This is a genomic window from Actinomycetota bacterium (genome assembly GCA_013152275.1).
Taxonomy (GTDB): domain Bacteria; phylum Actinomycetota; class Acidimicrobiia; order Spongiisociales; family UBA4744; genus BMS3Bbin01.
In genome coordinates, this window is the sequence record JAADGS010000073.1 from 58,237 (window position 1) to 84,779 (window position 26,543).

The window sequence follows — 26,543 nt, forward strand, 5'->3', positions numbered from 1 at the left end:
GAGCCTCGTCACCTCCGAACGGTACCGAGCGAGCGCCCGCTCGGTTAGGTACGATGGTTCCAATGGAGATGATCCGGTCCACGATCGACCCCCGGTCGGCGGAGTTCTCGGCCTACCGCGCCGCGATGCTCGAAGCCACCGAGATGGTCGCCGCCGAGCACCGCAAGGTCCTCACCATCGGTGGAGAGCGATACATCGAACGGCACCGCGCCAGAGGCAAGCTGCTGGTGCGTGAGCGGATCGACCGGATCATCGACCCCGACACTCCTTTCCTCGAGCTGATGCCGCTCGCCGGGTGGGGCGGCAACGACCCTCTCGGCGCATCCAGCGTGGCGGGGATCGGGATCGTCTCCGGTGTCGAGACCCTCATCACCGGTTCCGATCTGACCGTGAAGGGAGGGACGGCGACCGCCACCGGTGTCCGCAAGGCTCTCCGGGCCCAAGAGATAGCGTTGCGCAACCGGTTGCCGTATCTCCAGATGGTCGAATCCGGCGGGGCGGCACTCGACCAGCAGGCAGAGGTCTTCGTCCCCGGCGGCGCCACGTTCAAGAACTACACGCGGCTGTCCGCAGCCGGCATCCCCGTCATCTCGCTCGTCTTCGGATCCTCCACCGCGGGAGGCGCCTACCAGCCGGGGATGAGCGACTACGTGGTGATGGTGAAGAACCAGGCGGAGGTCTACCTTGGCGGTCCGCCGCTGGTCAAGATGGCAATCGACGAAGATGCCGACCCCGAGGCCCTCGGCGGGGCAGAGATGCATTCGCGCATCTCGGGGCTCTCCGATTACCTGGCGGTCGACGAGATGGACGCCCTCCGTATCGGACGCGGCATCATGGCGCACCTCAACTGGCGGAAGCTCGGACCCGGTCCGTCCCTGCCGCCGGACCCTCCCGTCTACGACACCGACGAACTCCTGGGCATCGTTCCCGATGACCTTCGCGTCCCGTTCGACATGCGCGAGATCCTCGCGCGCATCCTCGACGGGAGCCGTCTCGAGGAGTTCAAGCCGCTCTACGGAACGCAGCTCGTCGCCGGCTGGGGATCGATCTGGGGATACCCGATCGGCGTTCTCGCCAACAACGGAATCCTCTTCTCCCAGGAATCCCAGAAGGGAACCCAATTCATCCAGCTGTGCAACCAGATCGACACGCCGATCGTGTTCCTACAGAACATCACCGGGTTCATGGTCGGAACCACCTACGAACAGGGCGGCATCATCAAGCACGGCTCGCAGCTCATCAACGCCGTCTCCAACAGCACCGTACCCCACTTCACCCTGATGATCGGCGCCTCGTACGGGGCGGGGAACTACGCCATGGCGGGAAGGGCGTACGATCCACGGTTCGTGTTCACGTGGCCGTCGCACCGGATCGGCGTGATGGGAGGAAAGCAGCTCGCAGGCGTTCTCGACATCGTTGCCCGATCTTCGGCTGCCTCCAGGGGCGAGGAGGTCGACGAGGAGAACCTGGAGCAGCGCAAGCAGTTCCTCGAGATGAAGATGGACCATGAGTCGCAGGCTCTGTACGCAACCGGCAGGATCTGGGACGACGGCATCGTCGACCCGCGTGCATCCAGGACGGTGCTCGGGATCGCCATCTCCGCGGCCCACAATCAGGTCATCGAGGGGGTCAAGGGGGGCTGGGGAGTGTTCCGGATGTGATGATGCGCACCCTCCTCATCGCCAATCGGGGCGAGATCGTCGCCCGCATCGCCCGCACCGCACGACGGCTGGGGATCATCCCGGTCGGCGTCTACTCCGATCCGGATCGGGACTCGCCGGCGCCGGCCCACCTCGACGCCGCAGTCCATCTGCCCGGCGCGACCGCAGCGGACACCTACCTCGACGGTCCCGCTCTCATCGACGCGGCGCGCCGTCTCGGCGCAGACGCCATCCACCCCGGGTTCGGATTCCTCGCCGAGAGCGCCGCGTTCGCTTCCTCTGTGCTCGATGCCGGGCTCATCTGGGTGGGCCCATCTCCACGATCGATCTCTGCCATGGGCGACAAGCTCGAGGCCACCAGGTGCGCCGCAGACGCAGGCGTCCCCGTGCTGCCTTCGATTCGCCTCGACGATGCCTTCGATCTCACTCGGGTGAACACCGAGATCGGCTTCCCGGCCCTTGTGAAGGCGGCGGCGGGGGGCGGAGGCAAGGGCATGCGACGCGTCGAGTGTGTCGAGGAACTCGAAGCAGCGATCGCCGCCGCCGGCGGTGAGGCGCTGAGGAACTTCGGTGACGGCACCCTCTACCTGGAGCGGCTTGTCAGCCCGGCGCGACACGTGGAGGTACAAGTCTTCGGTGACCGTCACGGTCACGTCATCCATCTCTTCGAGCGGGAGTGCTCGATCCAGCGGCGCCACCAGAAGATCATCGAGGAGGCGCCGGCCCCCGGGCTGGATGGCGCGCTGCGCGACTCCCTCCTCTCCGCCGCCGTGTCCTTGGCCGAATCCCTCGACTACGAGAACGCGGGAACCGTCGAGTTCGTCGTCGGCGGAGGCGGCTTCGCGTTCATCGAGATGAACACGAGGCTTCAGGTGGAGCATCCCGTCACCGAGGAGATCACCGGACTCGACCTGGTGGAATGGCAGCTGCGCGTGGCCCGCGGCGAACCTCTCCCTGCCACCCAGGACCAGGTGCGTCACCGGGGACACGCCATCGAGGCCCGCCTCTACGCAGAGGATCCCGCCACCGGGTGGGCACCGGGAGCGGGTCGCATGGTCCGGTACCGGCGTGGGCCGGGCCTCGCCCGGTACGAGGAGTCACTGCGCTCCGGCACGGTGATCTCTCCGTACTACGACCCGATGATCGCCAAGGTGATCTCACACCGTGCCACACGATCCGACGCCGCTGCGGTTCTCGCCTCGGAGTTGGAGGCCATGCACCTGCACGGTCCCGTGACCAACCGCGATTTCCTCGTCGCCACGCTGCGTCATTCCGCCTTCCTCGAAGGATCCACGACCACCGACTTCATCGAGAACCACCCCGGTCTGCTCGATGCCGGGCCCGATGACGCCACCCGCACGATCCATCTTGCCGCTGCCCTCTGGGCCCGCATCCTGAGCAACCGCGACGGTGACCGGCACTGGGGTCTCGCCCCGGCCCACTGGCGCAATGTCGCGGCAGAGCGACCCTTCATCATCATCGACGGACGTCGTGTCGAGTACGTCGTGCAGGAGGACCGCCTCGTCATGGCGATCGACGGTGCACAAGATCTCGAGGCCACGATTCGCGACGGCGGCGTCACCGTCGTCGAGATCGACGGTGTGTCCACGCCATGCGTGGTTCACCTCGAAGGGGAGAACCTCTGGGTCAACTCGCCCCGAGGCCAGTCACTCTTCGTCGAACAACCTCGCTTCGAGGCGCACGACCCGACGTTCGTCGCCGGGGGACCGATGTCCCCGATCCCGGGAACGGTCACGGCGGTCCTGGTGTCGGTGGGCGACGAGGTCGACGAACACAGCGACCTGGTGATGATCGAAGCCATGAAAATGGAGCACCGCATCCGTGCTCGCGGTCCTGCGGTCGTGGTCGAGGTACTGGTCGCTCCCGGCGATCAGGTCGACGCGGGGACGCTCCTGGTCCGTCTCGAGGAGAAGGAGTGAGCATGCGGCCCATCCGCATCGCAAACATCTCCGGCATGTTCGGCGATCGCCCTTCCGCCGCGCTGGAAATGTTGCAGGGAGGCGACGTCGACGTCCTCTCCGGCGACTGGCTGGCGGAGCTGACCATGCTGATCATGGCCCGGACGCGAATGCGGCGGCCCGATGGAGGCTACGGACGTACCTTCGTCGCCCAGATGGAGCAGATCATGGGCACCGTGCTCGATCGCGAGGTGAAGGTCGTGGTGAACGCCGGCGGCCTCGACCCTCTCGGCTGTGCAGAAGCCGTCCGAGAGGTCGGCAACCGTCTCGGGCTCGCTCCCACGGTGGCTGCGATCACCGGCGACGACCTCTCCGGCCGCCTCGGGGATCTTGCCGCCGCAGGGGCATCGTTCATCAACCTCGACACCGGAGAACCGCTCGACGACAAAACGGACAGGATCCTCACCGCCAATGCCTATCTCGGAGGCTGGGGGATCGCCTCGGCACTCCGCCACGGCGCAGACATCGTGGTGACCGGCAGGGTCACCGACGCCTCGCTCGCCGTCGGCCCCGCGGCCTGGTGGCACGAATGGGCGAGGGACGATTGGGATGCACTGGCGGGAGCGGTCGTGGCCGGCCACGTGATCGAGTGCTCGATGCAGGCGACCGGCGGCAACTTCTCGTTCTTCGACGAGGTACCCGACCTCGACTATCCCGGCTTCCCCTGGGTGGAGATCGCGGCTGACGGGTCGAGCGTGGTCGGTATCCATGAGGGTGCCGGCGGCGAGGTGTCGATCCCGACGGTGACCTCGCAGCTTCTCTACGAGATCGGGAGTCCCGAGTACGACAACGCAGACGTCACCGCGCGTTTCGACTCTATCGAGATCGAGGAGATCGCTCCGAACCGCGTCAGACTCTCCGGGATCAAGGGGCAGCCGCCGCCGCGGACCCTCAAGGTGGCTGCCGCCTACGCGGGCGGTTTCCGCAACACGATGATGATCGGCCTGACAGGCCTCGACGCCGAAGCCAAGGCAGACCTCTTCTGCCGCCAGTTCTGGCGGGCATGCCCATGGGATCCTGAGGACTATGAGGAGGTGCGCACCACGCTCATCGGCCGGGGCGAACAAGATCCGTCGTCGAACGCCGCCGCCGTCTCCTACCTGGAGATCGCGGTGCGCGACCCGGACGAGGAGAAGGTGGGCCGCTCATGGGCGGACACGGTGGTGCACATCGCGCTCGGCTCGATCCCCGGTCTGTTCGGCGTGTGGCCGCCCCGGAAGGCCTCTCCCTACGCCATCTACTGGCCGACCCTGATCGATCGAGATGCGGTCACCGACGTTGTTCATCTCGGTGAGAGATCCTTCACCGTACCCGAAACCGATCCCGGCGAGCGGTTCACCGTGACCGTGGAAGCACCCCGGCTGCCCTCTCCGCCGTCGGGGTCCCTGGTACGGGTCCCCCTGGGACGAGTCGTCGGGACACGGTCGGGCGACAAGGGTGGCAGCGCCAACCTGGGAGTGTTCACTCGAACCGATGACGGTTACCCCTGGCTCGCAGCATTCCTCACCATCGACCGTCTCGTCGATCTGCTCCCCGACCTCGTCGAATACGAGATCGACAGGTACGAACTGCCCCGCCTGCGAGCCCTCAACTTCGTCGTTCACGGCATCCTCGACGAAGGCGTCGGCTCCTCCCTGCGCTTCGACGCACAGGCGAAGGGTCTCGGCGAGTACCTCCGAGCCAAGTGGATCGAGGTGCCCGCGGCCCTGACGGCGCCGCAAGATCGAAACCAGACCGACCGAGAGCCCGGTCGGTGACCAAGGACCGATGTCAGGAGACCCCATGCCATTCACCGAAGATCATCACCACTTCCGACGGGTCGTCCGGGAGTTCGTCGAGCAGGAGATCAATCCCAACGTCGAGGGCTGGGAGGCGGAGGGGATGATGCCCCTCCACGACGTCTTCTCGGTGATGGGCGACCTCGGATTCCTCGGCCTCGAGTACGACCCGGAGTTCGGCGGTCAAGGCGCAGACCATTTCTTCACCGTCGTTCTCTCCGAAGAGTTCGGTCGAGCGGACCACGGCAGCATCGGGATGGCGCTCGGGGTGCAGGTCGCGATGGCGACACCGTCCCTGCACCGTTACGGATCTCCCGCATTGAAGCAGCGGTACCTGGCCCCGGCCCTACGCGGCGAGATGGTGGCGGCAATCGCGGTCACCGAGCCGGACGCAGGTTCCGATGTGGCCGCCATCCGCACCAGGGCGGAACGTTTCGGTGACGAGTGGGTGATCAACGGATCCAAGATGTTCATCACCAATTCGCTTCAGGCGGACTGGCTCTGCCTTCTCGCCCGCACCTCTGATGAATCCGGGTACCAGGGGATGAGTCAGATCATCGTTCCCACCGCCATCGAGGGCGTCGAGGTTTCGCGCAAACTGGACAAGCTCGGGATGCACGCTTCTGATACGGCACCGATCACCTTCACCGACGCGAGGGTCCCCGTCGACCACACGCTTGGCATCGAAGGGATGGGATTCCAGCAGCAGATGGCACAGTTCGTCGAGGAGCGGATGTGGGCTGCGTACTCGTCGGTCGGCTCCATGGAGCGCGCCCTCGCCCGCACCTCCGCGTACCTCAAGCAGCGACACGTGTTCGGAAAGCCGCTGAGTCGCAATCGCTACCTGACATACAAGCTTGCAGAGTTGGCCGCCGAGGTGGACCTGCTCAAGTACTACAACTACGCCTGTGCCGAGGCCTTCGCCCGGGGCGAGGACACGACACGATTCGCCACCATCGCCAAGTACAAGTCGGGCAGGCTGATCAGGGAGGTCGCCGACTGGTGCCTCCAGTTCCACGGTGGGACCGGGTACATGGAAGAGACCTGGACCACCCGTTTTCTGCGGGACTCCCGTCTCGGCGGTATCGGCGGGGGAGCGGACGAGGTGATGCTCGACATCCTCTCCCGCATCGACGGCTTTGCCGGGTGACCTGATGCCACCGAACGACCTCAGAGCACGGCGAGAAGACGAGATCGCTCGCGGCGCGTTGAAACTCTTCCTGGACAAGGGATTCCACGCCACTTCGGTCCGCGAGATCGCAGCGGCCTCCAACCTCTCCATGGGCGGTCTCTACGAATACATCGAGTCGAAAGGCGATGTTCTGTGGCTCGTCTACCGCCACCTCCTCACAGGCCTCGAAGCTGCGGTCCCCTCCTCGGCCTCCGGTGAGGACCTGGAGGCGACGCTCGCCGCACTCATCGCGGCGACGACCGAGCACGCCGCCGAAGTACAGCTCATGTACAGGGAGGCGGGTGCTCTCGACCCGGCGGATCGGGAGCGGCTCGCCGTCTCCGAGCGGGAGCAGGCAGGTCGGCTTGCCGCCATGGTCGAGGACGGGATCGCATCGGGGCATCTGGCCGGGAACGACCCGGAACTCGTCGCTCACCTCCTCATGTTCCTCACCGCGTTCTATCCCCTCCGGCGCTGGCTGCTGCGGCACCGCGCCGACCTCGATGCGGGCACCGTCGCCCGATCCGTGGCCCGCATCGTCGTGCACGGCCTGCGTGCCCGCTCCGGTGTGGACTCTTCCTGAGCGACCGGAGTGCGGTCGTCGCCGGTTCCCGACACGACGCGGCCGATCGTGTCGGCGCTGCTGTCGGTTCGTTGCGCAAAGTCGGCGAGCGAGCGCCACGATTCGCGGCGAGGGCGGCATCCACCATGGTGTTCCCCGGATCTCGGTGAGGTTGCGAAGCTTGCCACCACGTGCGGCTCCAAGGGTGACCGTGGTGACGAGAACGAGGAGCATCCACGGCAGAGGCGCACCGTGATCGGTGTGCTTCCTTGGGCGACCCTCTGGAATGTCCGGATTGGTTAGTGTTTCGCGAAGCCGCGAGAAGGAGGGTCTGTGTGATCGGTTACGAGGTGTCCGACGGTGTTGCGACGATCACGATCGATGACCCTGAGCGACGGAACCCGTTGTCGAATGAGGCGGTCCGGGAGTTGAAGGAAACCATCTGCCGGGCAGGGGACGATGCCGACGTGCGGGTGCTCGTGATCACCGGCGCCGGAGAGAGAGTCTTCTCCGCGGGTGGCGACCTCGCCGGTGGTTTTGTGGACTCGCCGGTCGCGGCGCATGCCTCCCGTGGCGAGTTCGCCGACCTGTTGCGGGCGATGATGACCCTTCCCAAGCCCATCGTGGGCCGTGTGAACGGTGCGGCGATCGGCGGCGGTTTCGGTGTTGCAGCAGCGTGCGACATCACGATCGTTGTCGACGACGCGAAGCTGGGAACACCCGAGATAAGCCTCGGATTATGGCCCATGATGATCTCTGCGGTGCTGTTCCCGCTCATGCCGCGCAAACGTCTCTTGCACATGATGATGACGGGACAACTCATCTCGGGGGAAGAGGCCGTAGAACTCGGGATCGCGACCCTCGGTGTGCCCCGAGAGCGACTCGATGTGGTGGTCGATGCCACCGTCGCGAAGCTCAAGGAGATGCCTTCCGGCGCGCTCGCACTTGGAAAACGGGCGTTCTACGCGACGGCGTCGATGGATCCCGACACCGCGCTCGACAATCTGCACATCGGGCTCACCGCCGTGTCGTTCACGGACGATGCCGCCGAGGGGGTGGCTGCGTTCCTGGAGCGTCGCGGCCCCACCTGGACGGGCCGGTAGCAGTAGCGGCACCCTGTGCCGAGTCCGGTACCGGGTGTGGCCGACGAAGCGAGCCCGGCAGCCCGCCGGAACATCTGGCAAGGGTGACGACGCCGTGCAGCCTCCCGATCGTGTGCTGCGAGCCGATGACGGGGAGGAAGATAGGGAAGTTTCCCCGACATGGTTCCGGGGCGCTTGCTATCGTCGCCGCATCCTCGGTGGGAGGGAATAGGGTTTGCTTGAGGTCGCCAACTTGGAGGTGGTCTACCACGACGTCATTCTGGTCGTGCGCGGCATCTCGTTCGAAGTCGGCGAAAGCCAGATCGTTGCCCTTCTGGGAGCGAACGGTGCCGGCAAGACGACCGTTCTGAGAGCCATGTCCGGGCTGCTCGATGTCTGCGACGGCAAGATCACGAAGGGCAGGATCACGGTCGATGGTGAGCCCATCCATCGAGCGGAGGCTCCGAGTATCGTGCGCAAAGGTGTGACCCAGGTGATGGAGGGACGCCGGATCTTCGCCGAGTTCACGGTGGAAGAGAACTTACGTGTCGGAGGGCACACGTCGCACGGCAACCTCGAAGAGCGCCTGGATCGCGTCTTCGGCCTGTTTCCCCTGCTGAAGGAGCGCCGCAAACTCGTCGCGGGGTATCTCTCCGGTGGAGAGCAGCAGATGCTGGCGATGGGAAGGGCTCTGATGTCCGACCCGAAGTACCTTCTGCTCGACGAACCGAGCCTCGGTCTGGCTCCGCTCCTCGTTCAGCAGGTCCGAGACCTCATTGTCGAGATCAACCGCCAAGGAACGGGGATCCTGCTCGTGGAGCAGAACGCGGCGATGGCGTTGTCGATCGCGGACCACGGCTACATCATGGAGACGGGGAAGATCGTGATGGACAAGCCCGCGTCCGAACTGATGCAGGACGAGGATGTCCAGGAGTTCTACCTGGGTCTTCGCGGCTCGGGAGGAGAGCACAAGTCGTTTCGAGACGTCAAGCATTACAAGCGGAGGAAGCGGTGGCTGTCATGACCGGCCGGCTCCTCGAAGTCACAGGCCTGCAGCTCAGTTTTGCCGGAATCAGAGCGCTGGACGATATCGGGTTCTCTGTCGGTGACGGTGAGCTGTTCGCCATCATCGGTCCGAACGGAGCCGGAAAGACCTCCATCTTCAACTGTCTCAACGGCGTGTACCGGCCACAGCAGGGGTCCATACGGCTGCGAGGCACGGAACTGATCGGCAAGCGACCGTACCGCATCGCGGGCCTCGGCATCGCCCGCACGTTCCAGAACATCGAACTCTTCGAAAACCTCACGGTGCTGGAGAACATCCTGCTCGGAAGACATCTTCACGTTCGATACGGAACTCTGTCTGCAATGGCGTGGATCGGCAGGGCGCAACGCCAGGAGGATCTGCATCGTGAGCGCGCCGAGGAGATCATCGACTTCCTCGAGATCGAAGCGTACCGCAGGAGCCTCGTCGGAGTGCTTCCCTACGGTGTGCAGAAGCGGGTGGAGCTCGGACGCGCGCTTGCCATGGACCCGGCGTTGCTGCTTCTCGACGAGCCGGCTGCGGGGATGAACCTCGAGGAGACCGAAGACATGGCTCGCTTCATCCTCGACATCCAGGAGGAGTTGGGGATCGCGATGATCCTCGTCGAGCACGACATGGGTCTGGTGATGGATATTGCAGACCGCATCATGGTGCTCGACTTTGGGAGGAAGATCGCCGAGGGAACACCGGCCGAGGTGCAGCGTGATCCCGAGGTGATCAGGGCGTACCTCGGTGAGGAATTCGAGCGGGGCGATCTGAAGTCGGCCGAAGAGCGTTCGACCGGAGGTGGCACGTGACGGCCAGTATCCCCGAGATGCTGCGTGAGGTTGCCGGCGCCATACCGGACAAGGTGGCTCTGCGAGAAAAAGAACTCGGGATCTGGCAGGAGACGACCTATGCCGGCTACTGGGATCTCGTCTCGACGGTCGGCATGGCGCTGTGGGCGCTCGGGGTGCGTTCCGGTGACAAGGTTGCGATTCACTCCGAGAACCGTATCGCGTGGGTCGTCACCGACCTTGCCGCGCAGGGTATCCAGGCGGTGTCGGTCGGGCTGTATCCGACGAACCCTCCTACCGAGGTCGAGTATCTCCTGGGCCATTCGGAAGCCAAGGTGCTGATCGCCGAGGACCAGGAACAGGTGGACAAGGCCCTCGAAGTGAGGGAGAGGCTGCCGAACCTCGAACGGATCGTGTATGTCGAACCGAGAGGCGTGAGTACGTATCGCGATCCGATCCTTCTGTCGTGGGAGGACTTCCTGACGCTGGGGCGTAAGCAGCGCGAAGAGACACCGGCGCTCTTCGACGAACTCGTCGACGGTATCGACTCGCACTCCACGGCAACGATCGTGTACACATCGGGCACAACGGGTCCGCCCAAGGGGGCGATGCTGTCGCACGACAATCTGCTCTGGACAGCCAGACGTGCGGAACGGATCATCTCGGGAACCCGGCCCGTCAAGGATGCGGAGTTCCTCTCCTATCTGCCACTGTGCCATGTCTTCGGGCGGCTCTATGACCTCCTCGGAGCGATCGCGATGCGGGCGACGGTCAACTTCGCCGAGTCCATCGACACCCTCGTGAACGACCTGGCGGAGGTTCAACCGACCTACTTTCCGGCACCGCCGCGTATCTGGGAGAAGATGAAGGCAGCCGCCGAGATCCGGATGGCGGACGCGAGTTTCCTCAAGCGGACCCTGTATGGCGTGTTCATAAAAGCCGGATATCGCAATGTCGATCGTGTCATGAGGAAAGGCTCCAGGGGAGTCGTCGGAACGTTGACACAGGGTCTCGGATGGTTGTTCGTGTTTCGAGCTCTCCGCAAGAAGTTGGGGATGGGCAAGTGCCGGCAGGCGATCAGTGGAGCTGCGCCGATCGCGCCGGAGTTGCTGCAATTCTTCATGGCACTCGGAGTACCGATCTTCGAGGGGTGGGGGATGACCGAGACGACGGCATTGGGCACCGTCAACCCCGCGAACGATGTAAAGCTCGGCACGATCGGGAAGCCGCTCGATGAGATCGATCTCAAACTGGGTGACGACGGCGAGATCCTCATCCGTCATCCCGGCATCTTCCAGGGCTATTTCAAGAATCCCGAAGCAACCGAAGCTGCGTTGGAGGATGGGTGGCTCCACACGGGGGACGTCGGGGAGTGGGTCGGAGACCACATGCGGATCATCGACCGCAAGAAAGACATCATCATCACCGCCGGCGGCAAGAACATCTCTCCGTCGGAGATAGAGAACAAGCTCAAGGTCTCGCCGTATGTGAAGGAGGCGATGGTGATCGGGGACAAGCGCAAGTTCATCAGCGCCCTCATCGGCATCGAGTTCGACACGGTGGCGAACTGGGCGCAGCGCAAGGGCATCACGTTCACGACGTATCGAGATCTGTCGGAGAAGCCCGAGGTCATCGAGCTGATCCGAAAGGAAGTCGACCGTGTGAATCGCGACTTCGCCAGGGTCGAGCAGATCAAGAAGTTCCGTCTCATGCCCAAGGAACTCGACCACGATCAGGGTGAGCTGACCGCGACACTGAAGGTCAAACGCAAGGTGGTCGAGGGGCTGTTCGAGGACCTGATCGAGGAGATGTACACATGACTCAGTTCCTGCAAGCAACCGTGGCAGGTCTCTCCCTTGCCTCGATCTATGCCCTCCTCGCACTCGGGTTCGTCATCATCTTCAAGTCCACCCAGGTGCTCAGCTTCGCCCACCCTGCCCTGATGATCTTTGGTGCCTACTTCGTGTCCTATTTCGCGGTCACGGTGGGAATCAACTTCTGGCTCGCACTCGCGATCGGCATTTTCCTCACCGCGTTGCTCGGAGCCGTGATCGAGCGAGTCACACTGCGGCCCCTCGTCGGCAAACCGCTGTTCTCGCTCGCGATTCTGACTATCGGCCTCGATATCGCCATCCGCGTCGTCGTCGACGATCTCATCGGAGTGAACCTGCGCGGTGTCGGCGACCCGTGGGGTTTCAACAGCATACGGATGGGTAACGTGGTGATCGAGACACGGGTGATCGCCATGTTCGTCGCTGCGGTGGTCGTCGCCGTGGCACTACTCGCATTCTTCAAGTACTCCAGGGTCGGTTTGGCCATGCGCGCGACGGCCGCAGACCAAGAGGTGGCTCTTGCGCAGGGAATCAATGTGCATCAGATCTTCGCACTGGCCTGGATACTCGGAGGCGCACTCGCCGCGATTGCCGGCATGTTCGCCGCCTCGGGCGCTGCCGGGCTGAGCCAGAGCAACTGGATCGTCGCGCTGAAGGCACTCCCCGCGATCGTCGTCGGGGGCCTCGACTCGGTTCACGGGGCCATCGTCGGGGCGCTCATCATCGGGCTGGCCGAGGGATACAGTGCCACCTACCAGGCCCAGTACCTGCCGTGGCTGGGTAGCAACTTCAGCCAGGTGGTCCCGTATCTCGTGATGCTCATCGTGCTGCTGATCAAACCGTACGGGCTGTTCGGTACCGAGGAGGTGGAACGGGTGTGAGAGGACGACCGAACCTCCACAGCTCCTATCGATCCGATGGGGCGATCCTGTCGACCTCCACACAGAAGGTTGCGTTTGCCGTCGGCCTGGGAGCGGTCATCGTTCTTCCGTTCCTCGGTCTCTCCCGGACGTGGCTGATCCTTCTGGCAACCACCTTCGTGGCGGCGATCGGAGCCATCGGGCTCAACCTCGTGACCGGCTACGCGGGACAGATCTCGCTTGGTCACGCCTTCTTCCTCGGTATCGGAGCGTATGTGGGTGCCGCGCTCTCCGGCGATCCGAGCGCGAGCGTGATCGGGCTCGGTCTCGACATGCTCATCTGGCTGCCGGCGGCGGGTCTCGTCGCAGCCGCGGCAGGCGTGCTGGTGGCCCCGGTGGCGTTGCGTCTCAAAGGCCTCTACCTCGCACTCGTCACCCTGGGACTGGTCTTTCTCGGCGAGCACATCTTCAGGAACTGGGACTCGCTGACCGGAGGCACCGGAATCGGCCGCAAACCGGCGGTACTGCAGCTGCTCGGGTGGCGGTTCGACAAACCGGGACAAATCGGCGGGATCCTGCTCTCGCGGGAACAGCAGATCTACTTCTTCACGTTCATCTTGTTCGTCGTGATGGCCTTCGCTGCGAAGAACCTGGCCCGGTCCAGGGTCGGCAGGGCGTTCTCCGCCATTCGGGATCGCGACATCGCCGCGGAAGTCATGGGAGTGGACCTGACCAAGTACAAGGTGCTGGCGTTCGCGGTGTCCTCTTTCTATGCGGGAGTCGCCGGATCGCTGTACTTTACGGTGACAGGCTTCGTCGAGCCCGCCAGTTTCAACTTGCTCCTGTCTATCCTGTTCATCGCGATGGTGGTCATCGGGGGAGCATCCTCGATCGCAGGCTCGATCATGGGTGCTGCGTTCGTCACGCTGCTGCCCCAGATCATCAACTCTGCATCGGGCTGGCTTCCGTTCATCGGAGACGGCGCAGGAGGTGTGCTCAGCCCGGCGCAGCTGGAACGGATACTCTTTGGAGGGTTGATCGTGTTCTTCCTGATCTTTGAGCCGCTCGGTTTGTTCGGCGTATGGATCAGGGTCCGCAACTACTGGAAAGCGTGGCCGTTCTCATATTGAGGGGCCTAGGACGAGACAAGACAAGGGAGGAAGACTGATGAGACGATGGACGAAGCCGGTGATCGTGATCGCAGTGTTTGCACTCATCGCCGTTGCGTGTTCGCAGGGCGAGACTGCTACAACGACCACGGCAGCACCGGTTACCACGGCAGCACCGGTCACGACGGCGGCACCGGGAACGACGGCGGCACCGGGAACGACGGCGGCACCCGAGCCGGAAGTGAAGTTCGACGTGGGCGTGACCGCGGAGCCGTGTGAAGGCGGCAATCCCGATCGTGGCTGCATCTACCTGGGCATCATCGATGATGAAACGGGTCCGTTCGCGGCGACCGCACCGGCACTCGTCGGTGGCCAGAAGGCTTTCTGGGCAACGGTGAACGCCACCGGTGGAATCAGCGGTGCCTATGACGTTGCCATTCCCGACAATCTCGTGAAGGACGGCCAGTACAAGCCGGACGTCACGGTCCAGCAATACACCCAGATGGCCGATTCGATCGCCGCGCTCGCCATGCTCCTCGGTACACCGCAGGGCATCGCCACGCTCGATTCGATGAAGGCCGACAACACGATCGCTGCGCCGATGACGTGGTGGTCGGGTTGGGACTTCGACAGTACCGACTATGGACTGGTTCTCGAGTTCGGCACCAACTACTGCTTCGAGGCCATGAATGCCGTGGACTGGGCTACCCAGGCGGTACCTGCCGCCGGCCGTTCGGCGGTCGCCAGTGTGGGCATCGTCAAGTTCCCGGGCGATTACGGTGACGACTATGCAGCGGGAGTGGCCAAGGCTGCAGCGGCGGATGGCCTGAACGTGGCGTGGGAGCAAGTGATCATCCCGGCATCTGCGGGCGGTGATCCGACCCAGGCAGAAGCAGTCGCCAAGATCGTCAGCGATCCGGTCGATGTCGTGTTCGTCGTCTCCGGACCGAACGAACTGGCTGCGGTCGTCGCCGGTGCAGCTCAGAATCTCGGCGAGAAGGTGCCGATCTTCATCGGTGCATCTCCGACATGGAACCCGGGCTTGCTCAAGACGGCTGCGGCTCCCGCGTTCGAATCCGGGATCTACTTCCAGTCAGGGCCCTTCGGGCCGTGGGGGTACGACTCGCCCGGTCACGAGAAGATGCGTACGGCACTTGGTGATGTGCCGGGCAACTTCTTCTTCGTGGCAGGATGGGCATCCCAGTATGCGCTCAAGGCGGCATTCGAAGCCGCGTATGCGGCCGGCGATCTGACCAAGGCGGGGATCTACGCAGCGGCGCAGAGCCTCACCGACGTCGACTACGACGGCATGATGCCGGCCCGCTCGTTCGCGGGCTCGCCAAATGACGTGTTCCCCCGTGAATCGTTGATCTCGGGTATCGACACGACGGCGGTGGACGGTGTCAGCGTGGTCAAGGACTTCTTCGTAGGTCCGACCGCAGCCAAATACGACTTCACCGAACCCTGCGCAAAGCCGTAGGGCAGAACGCACGATCGAGGGGCGGCCCGACGGGGCCGCCCCTCTGTCGTCTGCTGCTCTCCCCGCCGGCCGCGGGTAGCCCCTGTGTCAGAGTCGGGGGACGGGCACCAACCCGGCGAGCAACGCCTTGAGGGCATCGCCGATGAGGAAGGGGAAGAGGCCCAACGCCAAGGCATGGCCGAGGCCGATTCCGAGAGCGTACGCCAGCCAGGCGACACCGAAGATGTAGATGATGGCGGTTCCGGCAAGCGCGGCCGGAATGCCGAAAAGGAGCCCGGGTTGCCTCGTCCGTAGCCTGCCCACGATCGCTGCAGCGGCGATGAATCCGACCAGATACCCGAGCGTGGGACCTGTGACGTACGACCAGCCGCCCTGTCCACCTTGGAAGACCGGCAGTCCGACGGCTCCTGCAGCGACGTAGAGTGCCTGACTCGCCGCTCCTGCCCGGGTACCGAGGGCCAGTCCGGCGAGCAGCACGGCGAAGGTCTGGCCGGTAATCGGCACCGGCGTGAAGAACAAAGGTATCCGCACCTGTGCGAGAACGGCGGTGAGCGCGGCGAAGGCGACGACGAGTGCCACCGTCAGCACTCGACTACGTGGCAGGATGCGGGAAGATACGAGGGTCGACAAGGTCCGGCTCCAGGGTTGGTGACGGCTCATCCGACCCTGTGCGCGGAGCGGAGGTTACGAACAATGCGGTTGCGAGCACTGCCGGCGTTGGTGGCGATCATCGCTGCCGCGTGTACGCCGACCCAAGTCACCACGACCGCGACTTCGTCTCTTCTCCCGCCGCCGACCACGACAACGACCACGGCGCCCACCTTCCTGACCGGTGTGGGAGTCGGCGATGACACGGTTCGTCTTGCCGCCTTCTTGCCGTTGAGCGGTTCTCTTGCCGGAATCGGGGAGTCGATCCTCGAAGGGCACCGGGCGTATTGGCGGTATGTGAACGACGACCTGGGCGGTGTCGCCGGACGATTCATCGTCACGCTCGATGAGGTCGACACCGCGTACGACCCGGTGTCCGCCGTCAGCGAACTCGCGGCACGTGAAGACTCGATCCTTGGGATTTCCGCCATGCTCGGCAGTCCGATCACGCGGGCGCTCTTGGACGCGGACTCGACCATGCCGATCATGGTCGGATCGCAGGCGGTCTTGTGGGCGAAGCACCACAATGCGATGTACGACCTGGCGGTGCCCACGTATCGGGATCAGGTCTCTGTCCTCTGGGATCTTGCGGTCGACGCTGCCGGTGACCCGTCCGACGTGGGGTTCGTTGCACCAGTCGATCTCTATGGCGACGACTGCCTCGCAGGCGTGGGCACGCAGCCGCAGATCATGTCTCGTTACGCCCCCGGTACGACCGACTTCGAGGGTGTCATCAAAGACCTCGACGGCGCGAAGGCGCTTGTGGCGTGTGTTACGAGCGCCGACCTCGTGCGCATCATCGCGACCGGCAATCTGCTCGGGAGCACACCGGCGATCTACGCGACGGGCCTGTCGTATGACCCGACGGTCCTCGATGCGCTCGGGAAGGTTCCGGAGGATCTCTGGATCGCAGGCGCACCACCCGCCTACGAAGCTGACGTTCCCGGGATGAAGCTGTTCCGCACGGTGACCGGCGAGATCGAGGACGTGAATGCCTGGACGTTCTTCGGGTACACGCAGGCCGCGACGTTCCACGTGTTGCTCGAACAGGCCGTCGACGACGGCACATTGACCAGGTCGGGTGTGCTGGCGGCCCGGGGCCGCGTTGGCGATGTCGACTTTGGGTACGGGTGGGGGCCGGCCGGCTTCGACAGCGGCGGGATCGTTCCGAAGGTGCCTGTCACGGTATCGGTTCCCGGCCCCGATGCGATCTTTGGCCTTCGTTCTCTCGACCGGTAGATCAGGACGTTCTTCTATCCGGTCCTCCGGCTTCGGCTCCAGTTCTCGCAGGCTTTTGCCGATAGGTCGATATGCAGGCTGTCATCCTCGCTTTGGTACTGGCGTTGGCAACGCCCAGCTTCAGCCCTGCGATCACCGAGGTGCCCGCGAGAGCTCGCGTCGATGCCGTGACTCAGCAACTCGGGATCGTTACCGGACGTCTCGAGATTCCGGCGATCGACCTCGACGAGGTGATCCGAGACGGTGTCGATCTGTCGGTCATCGATCGCGGTGTGGCCCACTGGTCGGGGACCGCGGATCCTGGCGGCGCCGGCAACATGGTGCTTGCCGGCCATCGAACGATTCACTCGGCGCCGTTCCTCGATCTGGACAAGCTCGAGCCCGGAGATGAGATCTACGTCACGGGGATCGGAGGGCGCATCGCCACCTACCGGGTCGTCGAGACGCTGATCGTCACGCCTGCGGACATGTGGATCGTCGACCCGACCGACACGCCGATGCTCACGATATTCGCCTGCCATCCCAAACGGTCTGCTCGTCAACGTATCGTCGTACGAGCCGAACTGGTCGATACGCCGGTCGTGCAGTTTCCCTGAGACGGTGCTGCGTACTTCGTAGTTTGTGTTTCGCAGTCGAGACGGTGTCGTTCTGCCGAGAGCGCTTCAACGGCTGCTGATCTGCCGGCCGGCAGTACTATTCGCCTCCCATGATCGACTACCCGCAACAGAGAGCGCCGCGGTGGCCGTACGTTGCCGTCGGTGTACTGACAGGTTTGCTCATGCTGGCGGTGGTCGCCTGGAGCGTGACGTTGCCCTATGTCGCATGGTCGCCGGGACCGGTGCCCGAGGTCGTCAGCCTCATCACGGTCGAAGGCGCCCCGACCTATCCGGTGCGAGGCAACCTGTACATGCTCACGGTATCCCAGCAGGATATCAACGCATATGAGCTGCTCGCCGCGTGGGCGGATCCGACGGTCGATGTGCTCGACCGTGACGTGGTTCGCCCGGTCGGCCAGTCACCGGAGGAGTACCAGCGGGTCGCGCAGCATGACATGCTCGAGTCCAAGAACACGGCAATCCTCGTGGCACTCGACCGTCTCGGCTACGACGTCACCTACAAGGGGGATGGTGTCGAGGTGGCGACGATCCTGAAGGGGACTCCTGCCGACGGCGCCCTCGAAATCGGTGATGTGATCACGGCGATCAACGGCAAACCGGTCGAGCTCGCCAGAGACGCCGTGGCGCTGATCACTTCATACGCGATCGGCGACACGATCACGCTCACCGTCGAACGCGGCGGCCAGACGATCGATGTGCCGATCACGCTGGTGGAGCACACGCAGGAGAAAGGCCGGCCGATGGTCGGGTTCGGGGCCGTCACCCACAACCTGACGTACGACTTCCCGATCGAGGTCGATATCGATTCGACCAACATCGGTGGGCCTTCTGCGGGCATGATGTACACGCTGGCGGTCTTGGACGTGCTGACCCCCGACGACATCACGAAAGGGCACAGGATCGCCGGAACAGGGACCATCGCGTCAGACGGGACCGTCGGACCGATCGGCGGGATCCGTCAGAAAGTCGAGGGTGCAGAGGCTGCCGGGGCAGAGTACATCCTCGTTCCGAAGGCCAACTATGAAGAGGCGCTGACTGCACCTGTGAAGGGCGTGAAAATCGTCCCGGTGCAGAACATCGACGATGCGCTTGCGTTCTTGTCGGGCCTCCCGAACGCCTAAAGCTCAGATCCGGAGATCGGGCACGGTATCGTTGGCATCATGGCTGGCTCGCTACGCCCGGAAGACGTCACCGCCAAGTCGTTCAAGTCCGGATGGCGGGGCTACGAAACGGGTGCCGTCGATGCGTTCCTCCGTGAGGTCTTCGCAACGCTGACCGCTCTGCAGAGTGAGAACGAGCAGTTCCGTGACCGGCTTCGCAGACTTGGCGACCGTGACCTTCATGCGGAGTTCGATCAGGTGTCCGCCGAGGTTGGCGAGCTACTCCAGAGTGCAAGGGAAACCGCCGAAGGGATGCGATTCAGAGCCTCGGTCGACGCGGAGCAGATCGTTGGTGAGGCCCGCGACGACGCGGTGAAGGTTCGCCAGGACGCGTGGAACGAAGGTTCGGCGCTGCTCGAAGCATGCCAGGAGGAGGCCGACGCGCTCGTAGAAAGGGCCAAACGCGACTCCCTGGCGATCATCAGCGATGCAGAGCGTGACGCTCACCGAATTGCCGTCAAGGCGCGCAAGGACTCCGAAGAGACGATCCGAGGAGCCAAGGTGCAGGCCGATCAGCTCGTCGTCGACGCCCGTTTGCACCGTGACGAGCTGATCCGTGAAGGCGAAGCCGAGAGAGCAGCGGCCCAGGAGAGGGTTGCGGTCCTCATGCAGCGTCGAACTGAGCTGCTCGCAGAGATCGAATCGCTGCAGTCCAAGATCAATGAACTCCGTGCCGAGCTCGAGGAACGGCGTGCCGAGATCGGAAAAGCTCGAGCAGCAGATATCTCCAGTGTGAAGGTGCTGCCCGGCCCTGTTGGCAGGGGAGATGCAGAGACGTCACGGACGTCCGAGGCTCGGCACGGCGACGGAGAGACATCACAGACCGGCGAAGGCTGGCACGAAGGTGAGGATACGGTTCGCATCGTTCGACCACCGAGACGTTTGAAAACGCCGACCGGAGAAATCGATGCGGAGGCGATGGCCGCGGAGGTGCGAAAGCTTCGCCAACCGCCCGAACCGAAGCAACCGGAACCGATCGTAGAGACTGCCGAGATCGTAGAGACCGTCGAGACCGTCGAGACCGTAGAGACTGCCGGGACCGTCGAGATCGTAGAGACTGCCGGGACCGTCGAGACCGTAGAGACCGTCGAGACTGCCGGGACCGTCGAGACCGCACCAACTTCCGAAGTGCCGGTACCACCAGAGGCGTCCGAGGTCACGCCGGTCGGTGAGGAAACCACGGGCGTGTCGGCCGGGATCGACGAGTTGTTCGCCAGGCTTCGCTCGGAGTCGGAGACCGCACCCCAGGTCGACCAGGCGGCGAAGGAGATTCCTGCCCGTCCGAAGCCGGCGGAGCCTTCCATACAGCTCGAGCAGGAGGCACGCTCGGTGCCCACGATCGATCCGTTCGAGTTGCGGGACCGTCTCCTCTTGCCCATCACCAACAAGACCCTTCGGACGTTGAAGCGGAGCCTCACCGAAGCGCAGAACATTGCTCTCGATGAGCTGCGGGTTCAAGAGGCCGCGTGGAAGCCGGACCTCGACAGGCTCGAGGTGGCGATCACCGGTGACCTCGAGGAACTGCTGCGCCGTGCCGTGTCGGCGGGGTGGGCCGGCGCCGGGCGGCTCCTCGAGAGCGAGATCGAAGAGGCCGACGTGCACATCGAGAGTTCCGCAGGGCACGACTTTGCGGCAGCGATCACCGACGGTGTGCGCAGCGCCCTCGACGGTGCCGGCGAGGGACCGCGCCGACGCGCCGCCGCGATCTCCAGGGTCTACCGGGCGTGGCGGGTCGATGAGGCCGAACGACAGGTACGTTTGCTGGCCATCGGCGCCTATCACGACGGGCTGATCGGAGCGCTCGAGCAGGCCGGAGTGCAGCAGGTGCGGTGGGTGTTGACCGGCCGGGGATGTGTGACGTGCAGGGCACTTGCCGAGGCCGGTCCGGTCGAGCCGGGAGCAGCGTTCGCATCGGGCCCGAAACGGCCACCGGCGCACGAGTCGTGCGAGTGCACCCTTCTGCCCGTGTGATCTAATCCGCCGTTAGAGTGGAGGACACATGATTCAACGAAACCCCACCCCGCGCCGGAGTCGGCGAGGGCTTACCTTTTTCATCTTCGTCGGGTTCGTCTTACTCCTGGCATTACGAGGCTTGGCCACGTTCTGGACCGATCTGTTGTGGTTCCGATCTGTAAACCTCGCTTCGGTGTGGGAGACGCTCATTCTCTTCAAGGTGATTCCCGCCGCCATCGGATCGGTGATTGCGTTCCTGATGCTCTGGACGAACGTGCTCATCGCCGACCGCCTCTCACCCCGGTTCCGGCTTTTCGACATGGCTCCCGAAGAGGAGTTCGTCGAGCGCATGCAGGAGTGGATCGAACCTCGGATTCGCAAGGTACGGTTGGGGGCATCGGCAGTGTTCGGCGTGCTTGTCGGTGTGAGCGCCGCCGGCTGGTGGGACAACATACTGCGCTATCTCAACCGCAGCTCATTCGGGCTGGCGGACCCGATTCTCGGCAAGGACGTTTCGTTCTACGTCTTCAAGCTGCCGCTGTACCGGGACCTGTTCGGTTGGGCGTTCCAGCTGATGCTTCTCACGACGCTGCTCGTTGGGGCAATGCACTACCTCAACGGTGGTATCCGGCTGCTCCCCGGCAGGGCGCCGCGAGTATCCGCCGGCGTTCGGGCGCATCTGTCGGTGCTGCTGGCCGTGATCGCGATCCTCAAGGCGGTCGGCTACCGGCTCGATGCATATCAGCTGTTGTACTCGCCCCGGGGGATTGTGTATGGGGCCAGTTTTACCGACGTCAAGGCACAACTGCCCGCCTTGACGCTGCTCTCACTCATTTCCCTGTTTGCCGCCGGTCTTTTGCTGTGGAACATTCACAGTCGCGGCTGGACCCTGCCTGCCGTCGCAGTTGGAGGCTGGCTGGTGATGTCGATCATCGTCGGAGGAATCATTCCGGCTGCGGTGCAGCGGTTCCGGGTGGAACCCGCCGAGCAGATACTCGAGAAGCCGTACATCGAGAACGGCATCACCTTCACACGCCAGGCCTACGGCCTCAATAACGTTGAGGTGCGTCAGTTCGCCGCGTCGCCGAATCTGACACTCGACGATATCGAGAACAACCGGCCGACGGTCGACAACATCAAGTTGTGGGACGCGGCGGTGCTCACCGACACGTACACCCAGCTGCAGGAGATCAGGACCTATTACGGACTCAACGATGTCGATGTCGATCGGTACATGATCAACGGTGCGCTCACGCAGACGATGATCGCCGGGCGCGAACTCGACGAGGCCGCCGATGTCATCTCCGGATGGGTGAACGAACATCTCGTCTACACCCACGGATTCGGTGCGGTCCTGAGTCCCGCCAACGCGGTTGACGAGCAAGGCCAGCCGGTGTTCCTCGTCCAGGACGTTCCCCCTGTGGCGAGCGACCCGAGTCTCAATATCACCCAGCCGCGGATCTACTTCGGAGACACCTACTCGGATCGGTTCCTCATCGTCGGGACCAAGCAGAAGGAAGTCGACTTTCCGCTGACCCAGGAAGGTGAGTCGGTCGCTCGTAACACGTATGGCGGGTCCGGTGGTGTACCGATCGGCAGCATGTTCAACCGCGCTGCGTTCGCGCTGCGCTACTCGGATCTGAACACGGTGATCTCGAATCAGCTCACCACAGACTCGAAGACGCTGATGATTCGCAACGTCTCCGCTCGTCTGCGCACCGCCGCACCGTTCCTGCGGGTGGACTCGGACCCGTACCTGGTCGATGTCGGCGGACGGCTCATCTGGGTCGTCGACATGTACACGGTGTCGGATGCGTACCCGTACGCGGAGCCGGCGTCGATCAACCGACTCGGTATCGGCGCGGGGACGTTGCCGAACAAGTTCAACTACGTGCGCAATACGGTGAAGGCGACCGTCGATGCGTATGACGGCACGATGCGGTTCTACGTCGTCGACGACAGTGACCCGATCATCCGCGCCTATCGGGCTGCGTTCCCGGATTTGTTCTCCGACGGGTCCACGATGCCGGAGGATCTCGTGGCGCATCTGCGCTATCCGGAGGATCTGTTCCGTGTACAGAGTGACATGTACCTGCGGTTCCACATGACCGAACCCGACGTGTTCTACAACAGTGAGGACGAGTGGGAAGAACCGCTCGACCCGTCCAACGCAGGAAACCAGGACAAGCTTCGTGGCGAGTACCTCGATCCGACGTGGGCCAGGCCGATGCTGCCGTACTACCTGCTGATGCGTCTTCCCGAAGAACAGCGGCTCTCCTACCTCATCCTGCAACCGTTCCTGCCGGTCGAGCGTCCGAACATGGCCTCGTTCCTCATCGCGAAGTCGGGTCCTGAGGACTACGGCAAACTGATCGACTATCGCCTGCCCCGCACCGGGTTCGTCGACGGGCCCAACCAGGTCGACGCACGTATCGATCAGAACCCGCAGGTGTCCCAGCAGATCACGCTGTGGAACCAGCAGGGATCGAAGGTGATTCGGGGCGATCTGCTCGTGGTGCCGATCGAATCGTCACTCCTGTACATTCAGCCGGTCTATCTGCAGGCTGCAAAGGTGCCCCTGCCGCAATTCAAGCGGGTCGTTGCGGTGTTCAACGAAGAAGTTGTGATGCGTAAGACCCTGGCCGAGGCGCTCCAAGACCTGTTTGCGGGCGGGGAGACGTCTGCTACTTCCACTGAACCGGTTGGCGACCAGACGGCACCCGATCTGCTCGACCAGGCCGCCGAGGCGTTCTCTCAGGCGGAGACCGCGCTGCGGGCGGGGGATCTGGGGACCTATCAGGCCAAGATCGAAGAGGCCAGGGGGCTCATCGAGCAGGCGAGGAAGCTGCTCGGCGGCTGACCCCAAACCGTTCTCGTGACGGTTGGGCCGGATTAACCGCACGAGGCGTCACGAGAACAGGTGGATGCTCACTCTTGCGCCATCAGGACGGCGTGCGCTGCCAGCTCGGCAAGCTCGAGCCGGTCGAACGCCTCATCGAGATCCGACCCGACGGCGACCACACCATGCCCGTACAGCAGCACGATGACCGCCCCGTCGGCAACGGCTGCACCGACGGCTCGACCGAGCTCTTCACTGCCGCTGGGAGCAAAGTCGACGGTGGCGAAGAGGCCGACCGCTTCGGCGAGTTCAGGGAGCCGTGCAGTGAGGTCGAGTTCGCGCAGGCCTGCAGCGATGAGCGCCGGTGCGTGGGCGTGAAGAACCGCCCCGACGTCGGGATTCGCAAGGTATGCGGCGCGATGAAGCGGGAGTTCGGTGCTGGCCCGAGTCGACGTCTCGTCCGAGTCGAGCCGAACGGCGACGAGGTCGGTCGGGCGGAGGGTGTCCTTGCGGGTGCCGCGAGGGGTGATGAGGATCGTGTCGGCGATCCGCGCCGACAGGTTGCCGGCGCGTCCGGCGATCAGACCGGCACCGTGCATGCTCTTGCCGATACGGCAGATCCCGGAGCGGATGTCGTACCTCATGGGAGGGTCTGCTCGAACGGTGGCGTGGCGATGCCCATCTCGGTGACGATCCCGGTGATCAGTGCGGCAGGAGTGACGTCGAATGCCGGATTCCAGACGTCGGCGGTCTCCGGGGCGGTGAGCGTCCCGAACCCACGGCGGACTTCGTCGGCGGAGCGCTGCTCGATGGGGATGTCCTCGCCGGTCGGTGTGGCGTGATCGATCGTGGAGGTGGGGGCGAACGAGTAGAAGGGAATGCCGTGGTGGCGGGCGAGGACGGCGAGCGGGTAGGTGCCGATCTTGTTGGCGACGTCACCATTTGCGGCGATCCGGTCGGCGCCGACGAAGACGACATCGGGCGGTTGGCGGCTGAACAGGGCACCGGCCATCGAGTCGGTGATGACGGTGACGTCGATGCCCGCCTGGTCGAGTTCCCATGCGGTGAGACGGCTGCCTTGGAGGAGCGGACGGGTCTCGTCGGCGTAGACGTGAATGGCCCAGCCACGTTCATGGGCGAGATAGATGGGGGCGAGGGCCGTGCCGATACCGCCGGTGGCGAGTGCCCCGGTGTTGCAGTGCGTGTGCACGGTGGCACCGTCGCGCAGGAGCGTGAGGCCGTGCTCGCCGATGCGCCGGCACATGGAGCGGTCTTCGTCGTGGATGGCGGCGGCCTCGTCGGTGAGAGCTTGGGCGAGGTCGTCGGGCCGGTGGGAGACGACGGATCGCATACGGTCGATCGCCCAGGTGAGGTTGACGGCGGTGGGGCGGGTGACGGCGAGGCGGTCCGCCCACCGGTCGACGGCGCCGGCGAGAGCGGCCTGATCGAGGCGGCCGGCGGCCTGGTTGGCCAGCGCGGCGATGCCCATGGCGGCGGTGATGCCGATCAGCGGTGCGCCCCGCACACGAAGCGAGACGATCGCTTCTGCGATCTCCTCGACGGTTTCGAGTTGCTGCTCTTGTCGCCGTTGAGGCAGCAGGGTCTGATCGAGGATGATCAGGGCCGTGCGGCCGTCGGCCCAGCGAATGGTTGTGATGGGTTCGTGCGTCACGGTTGCGACCCTAGTAGCTGCCTGGTGCGCCTTTGCGGTTGCCCCGGCGGGCGCGTACACTCACCGCTGCGACGCGGGGTGGAGCAGTCTGGTAGCTCGTCGGGCTCATAACCCGAAGGTCGCGGGTTCAAATCCCGCCCCCGCTACGAACGAAATCCCCGGTCAGACGTGTGCCTGGCCGGGGCTTCTACCGTCTCGCGGCGGTCTTCTACCGTGGCTTCTACCGTTTGGCGGTGCTCTTCTACCGTCGCTTCTACCGGCCGTTGGCGATCAGCCTCTCGAAGACGCGTGCCGCTTGGGCTTGCGTGCCAAGCAGGACGTGTTGGTAGGTGTCGATGGTGAACGCCGGGTTGTTTGACGGGGACGCCTTCTTTGATCAGCAGGGTGCCGTGGGTGTGGCGGAGGTCATGGAGTCGGATCTTGGGGGCGCCGGCCTGAGCGACGATCCGTTCGAAGGCCTGGGAGATCGAGTGGGGTGGATCGGGTTGCCCTCGACGTCGGCGAACACCCATCGGGTTGGTTCGATCCCCGCGGCGTTCCGTTCGGCTTGCTGCCACGCCTTGAGGGCGGAGAGGACCTTGACGGTGGTCGCGTCGAGGTCGACCGCGCGCCGCGAGTTGCTGGTCTTGCCTCGTGAGCCATAGAGATCGTAACCGACGGACACGAGGCCCCGGTTGACCGAGAGGGTGGCGGCGTCGAGGTCGACATCCGTCCATTGCAGGCCGAGGAGTTCGCTGCGGCGCAGCCCGGTGGTGGCGAGAAGCCACAGGGCGGGAAACAGCCGGTGGCCGGCGGCTTGGCGCAGAAACGCCTGGAGTTCGGGGGCTGTCCAGGCCTGCTGTTCCACCTTGGGGATCGACCGCATCTTGGGGGCGTGAGCAACGAGCGCCACGTCTCAAGACACAATGCCGCGGCGTACGGCGTCGTTGAGGGCACCCCGGATGATCAGATGCAGCTCCAGCACCGTCTTGGGGGCCGACGGCCGGGTGTCGTCGGTGGGATGCAGCTTGGAGTCATACAGCGCCTCGAGGTGATCGGGTCGGAGTCGACGGATCGGGACCCTGCCGAGGGTGGGGAGGA

The 26,543-nt window shown here is 64.3% G+C and carries 22 protein-coding genes and 1 tRNA gene; 18 read left to right on the forward strand and 5 right to left on the reverse strand.

What is annotated here, in order from left to right; all coding sequences use genetic code 11:
* Positions 1 to 62: 62 nt before the first annotated feature.
* From GXP34_11970 to GXP34_12025, 12 genes are all read left to right on the forward strand, one after another.
* Positions 63 to 1,661, forward strand: coding sequence for an acyl-CoA carboxylase subunit beta (locus GXP34_11970; GenBank protein ID NOY56689.1), 1,599 nt, complete (start codon positions 63 to 65; stop codon positions 1,659 to 1,661).
* The gene (locus GXP34_11975; protein NOY56690.1) at positions 1,661 to 3,601 is read left to right on the forward strand and encodes an ATP-grasp domain-containing protein; all 1,941 of its coding nucleotides are present in this window, start codon (positions 1,661 to 1,663) and stop codon (positions 3,599 to 3,601) included. The genes GXP34_11970 and GXP34_11975 overlap by 1 nt, the downstream gene beginning before the upstream one ends.
* Before the next feature lie 2 nt (positions 3,602 to 3,603).
* On the forward strand, positions 3,604 to 5,397 hold the full coding sequence (locus GXP34_11980; GenBank protein ID NOY56691.1) for a DUF1446 domain-containing protein: 1,794 nt from the start codon (positions 3,604 to 3,606) through the stop codon (positions 5,395 to 5,397).
* A 25-nt stretch (positions 5,398 to 5,422) separates the two neighbouring features.
* Positions 5,423 to 6,568, forward strand: a complete 1,146-nt coding sequence (locus GXP34_11985) for an acyl-CoA dehydrogenase (GenBank protein NOY56692.1) — start codon at positions 5,423 to 5,425, stop codon at positions 6,566 to 6,568.
* 4 nt (positions 6,569 to 6,572) lie between these two features.
* Entirely contained in the window at positions 6,573 to 7,172 is a 600-nt protein-coding gene (locus tag GXP34_11990; protein NOY56693.1) for a TetR/AcrR family transcriptional regulator, read from the forward strand.
* A 314-nt stretch (positions 7,173 to 7,486) separates the two neighbouring features.
* Positions 7,487 to 8,254: a hypothetical protein gene (locus GXP34_11995; protein NOY56694.1), complete on the forward strand. Its 768-nt coding sequence runs from the start codon at positions 7,487 to 7,489 to the stop codon at positions 8,252 to 8,254.
* Positions 8,255 to 8,468: 214 nt separating this feature from the next.
* On the forward strand, positions 8,469 to 9,257 hold the full coding sequence (locus GXP34_12000; protein ID NOY56695.1) for an ABC transporter ATP-binding protein: 789 nt from the start codon (positions 8,469 to 8,471) through the stop codon (positions 9,255 to 9,257).
* Positions 9,254 to 10,075 (forward strand): ABC transporter ATP-binding protein, encoded by an 822-nt coding sequence (locus GXP34_12005; protein ID NOY56696.1) that lies wholly within the window; start codon positions 9,254 to 9,256, stop codon positions 10,073 to 10,075. The genes GXP34_12000 and GXP34_12005 overlap by 4 nt, the downstream gene beginning before the upstream one ends.
* Positions 10,076 to 10,092: 17 nt before the next feature.
* Positions 10,093 to 11,874, forward strand: coding sequence for a long-chain fatty acid--CoA ligase (locus GXP34_12010; GenBank protein NOY56697.1), 1,782 nt, complete (start codon positions 10,093 to 10,095; stop codon positions 11,872 to 11,874).
* Positions 11,871 to 12,767, forward strand: coding sequence for a branched-chain amino acid ABC transporter permease (locus GXP34_12015; protein ID NOY56698.1), 897 nt, complete (start codon positions 11,871 to 11,873; stop codon positions 12,765 to 12,767). The genes GXP34_12010 and GXP34_12015 overlap by 4 nt, the downstream gene beginning before the upstream one ends.
* Complete coding sequence (locus GXP34_12020; protein ID NOY56699.1) at positions 12,764 to 13,876, forward strand: branched-chain amino acid ABC transporter permease; 1,113 nt, start codon at positions 12,764 to 12,766, stop codon at positions 13,874 to 13,876. Before GXP34_12015 ends, GXP34_12020 begins: the two co-directional genes overlap by 4 nt.
* A gap of 37 nt (positions 13,877 to 13,913) precedes the next feature.
* Positions 13,914 to 15,335 carry an ABC transporter substrate-binding protein gene (locus GXP34_12025; GenBank protein ID NOY56700.1) on the forward strand — a complete coding sequence of 474 codons (1,422 nt, stop codon included), beginning with the start codon at positions 13,914 to 13,916 and terminating at the stop codon, positions 15,333 to 15,335.
* Between the two features lie 87 nt (positions 15,336 to 15,422).
* Here the strand turns inward: GXP34_12025 and GXP34_12030 are convergent, their stop codons facing one another.
* Positions 15,423 to 15,995: a biotin transporter BioY gene (locus tag GXP34_12030; GenBank protein ID NOY56701.1), complete on the reverse strand. Its 573-nt coding sequence runs from the start codon at positions 15,993 to 15,995 to the stop codon at positions 15,423 to 15,425.
* A gap of 33 nt (positions 15,996 to 16,028) precedes the next feature.
* On the opposite strand from GXP34_12030, the gene GXP34_12035 reads away from it, so the two are divergent.
* The 5 genes from GXP34_12035 (at position 16,029) to GXP34_12055 (ending at position 23,812) form a co-directional block, all read left to right on the forward strand.
* Positions 16,029 to 17,222: an ABC transporter substrate-binding protein gene (locus GXP34_12035; protein ID NOY56702.1), complete on the forward strand. Its 1,194-nt coding sequence runs from the start codon at positions 16,029 to 16,031 to the stop codon at positions 17,220 to 17,222.
* 71 nt (positions 17,223 to 17,293) lie between these two features.
* Positions 17,294 to 17,818 carry a class E sortase gene (locus tag GXP34_12040; protein ID NOY56703.1) on the forward strand — a complete coding sequence of 175 codons (525 nt, stop codon included), beginning with the start codon at positions 17,294 to 17,296 and terminating at the stop codon, positions 17,816 to 17,818.
* Positions 17,819 to 17,928: 110 nt separating this feature from the next.
* On the forward strand, positions 17,929 to 18,960 hold the full coding sequence (locus GXP34_12045; protein ID NOY56704.1) for a PDZ domain-containing protein: 1,032 nt from the start codon (positions 17,929 to 17,931) through the stop codon (positions 18,958 to 18,960).
* Positions 18,961 to 18,999: 39 nt separating this feature from the next.
* The gene (locus GXP34_12050; protein NOY56705.1) at positions 19,000 to 20,970 is read left to right on the forward strand and encodes a DivIVA domain-containing protein; all 1,971 of its coding nucleotides are present in this window, start codon (positions 19,000 to 19,002) and stop codon (positions 20,968 to 20,970) included.
* A 28-nt stretch (positions 20,971 to 20,998) separates the two neighbouring features.
* A complete protein-coding gene (locus GXP34_12055; GenBank protein ID NOY56706.1) occupies positions 20,999 to 23,812 on the forward strand; it encodes a UPF0182 family protein in 2,814 nt (937 codons plus the stop codon).
* Between the two features lie 68 nt (positions 23,813 to 23,880).
* On the opposite strand, the gene GXP34_12060 is transcribed toward GXP34_12055, so the two are convergent.
* Together GXP34_12060 and mtnA are read right to left on the reverse strand one after the other, a co-directional pair.
* Positions 23,881 to 24,435, reverse strand: a complete 555-nt coding sequence (locus GXP34_12060; protein NOY56707.1) for a class II aldolase/adducin family protein — start codon at positions 24,433 to 24,435, stop codon at positions 23,881 to 23,883.
* Complete coding sequence (gene mtnA, locus GXP34_12065) at positions 24,432 to 25,448, reverse strand: S-methyl-5-thioribose-1-phosphate isomerase (protein ID NOY56708.1); 1,017 nt, start codon at positions 25,446 to 25,448, stop codon at positions 24,432 to 24,434. Before mtnA ends, GXP34_12060 begins: the two co-directional genes overlap by 4 nt.
* A gap of 87 nt (positions 25,449 to 25,535) precedes the next feature.
* Between mtnA and GXP34_12070 the strand changes: the two genes are divergently transcribed.
* Positions 25,536 to 25,609, forward strand: a tRNA-Met gene (locus GXP34_12070).
* Between the two features lie 230 nt (positions 25,610 to 25,839).
* Here the strand turns inward: GXP34_12070 and GXP34_12075 are convergent.
* Both GXP34_12075 and GXP34_12080 read right to left on the reverse strand, forming a co-directional pair.
* A complete protein-coding gene (locus GXP34_12075) occupies positions 25,840 to 26,355 on the reverse strand; it encodes a site-specific integrase (protein ID NOY56709.1) in 516 nt (171 codons plus the stop codon).
* A gap of 3 nt (positions 26,356 to 26,358) precedes the next feature.
* Positions 26,359 to 26,543, reverse strand: a 185-nt coding sequence (locus GXP34_12080) for a site-specific integrase (protein NOY56710.1), incomplete at its 5' end; no start/stop codon positions are given.

Coding starts and splice junctions, on each gene's coding strand:
- GXP34_12040 (NOY56703.1), top strand. CDS start 17,294: ATGCAGGCTGTCATCCTCGCTTTGGTACTGGCGTTGGCAACGCCCAGC.
- GXP34_12005 (NOY56696.1), top strand. CDS start 9,254: ATGACCGGCCGGCTCCTCGAAGTCACAGGCCTGCAGCTCAGTTTTGCC.
- GXP34_12030 (NOY56701.1), bottom strand. CDS start 15,995: ATGAGCCGTCACCAACCCTGGAGCCGGACCTTGTCGACCCTCGTATCT.
- GXP34_11975 (NOY56690.1), top strand. CDS start 1,661: ATGATGCGCACCCTCCTCATCGCCAATCGGGGCGAGATCGTCGCCCGC.
- GXP34_12010 (NOY56697.1), top strand. CDS start 10,093: ATGCTGCGTGAGGTTGCCGGCGCCATACCGGACAAGGTGGCTCTGCGA.
- GXP34_12045 (NOY56704.1), top strand. CDS start 17,929: ATGATCGACTACCCGCAACAGAGAGCGCCGCGGTGGCCGTACGTTGCC.
- GXP34_11970 (NOY56689.1), top strand. CDS start 63: ATGGAGATGATCCGGTCCACGATCGACCCCCGGTCGGCGGAGTTCTCG.
- GXP34_12015 (NOY56698.1), top strand. CDS start 11,871: ATGACTCAGTTCCTGCAAGCAACCGTGGCAGGTCTCTCCCTTGCCTCG.
- GXP34_11990 (NOY56693.1), top strand. CDS start 6,573: ATGCCACCGAACGACCTCAGAGCACGGCGAGAAGACGAGATCGCTCGC.
- GXP34_12055 (NOY56706.1), top strand. CDS start 20,999: ATGATTCAACGAAACCCCACCCCGCGCCGGAGTCGGCGAGGGCTTACC.
- GXP34_12025 (NOY56700.1), top strand. CDS start 13,914: ATGAGACGATGGACGAAGCCGGTGATCGTGATCGCAGTGTTTGCACTC.
- GXP34_12050 (NOY56705.1), top strand. CDS start 19,000: ATGGCTGGCTCGCTACGCCCGGAAGACGTCACCGCCAAGTCGTTCAAG.
- GXP34_12035 (NOY56702.1), top strand. CDS start 16,029: ATGCGGTTGCGAGCACTGCCGGCGTTGGTGGCGATCATCGCTGCCGCG.
- GXP34_11985 (NOY56692.1), top strand. CDS start 5,423: ATGCCATTCACCGAAGATCATCACCACTTCCGACGGGTCGTCCGGGAG.
- GXP34_12060 (NOY56707.1), bottom strand. CDS start 24,435: ATGAGGTACGACATCCGCTCCGGGATCTGCCGTATCGGCAAGAGCATG.
- GXP34_11980 (NOY56691.1), top strand. CDS start 3,604: ATGCGGCCCATCCGCATCGCAAACATCTCCGGCATGTTCGGCGATCGC.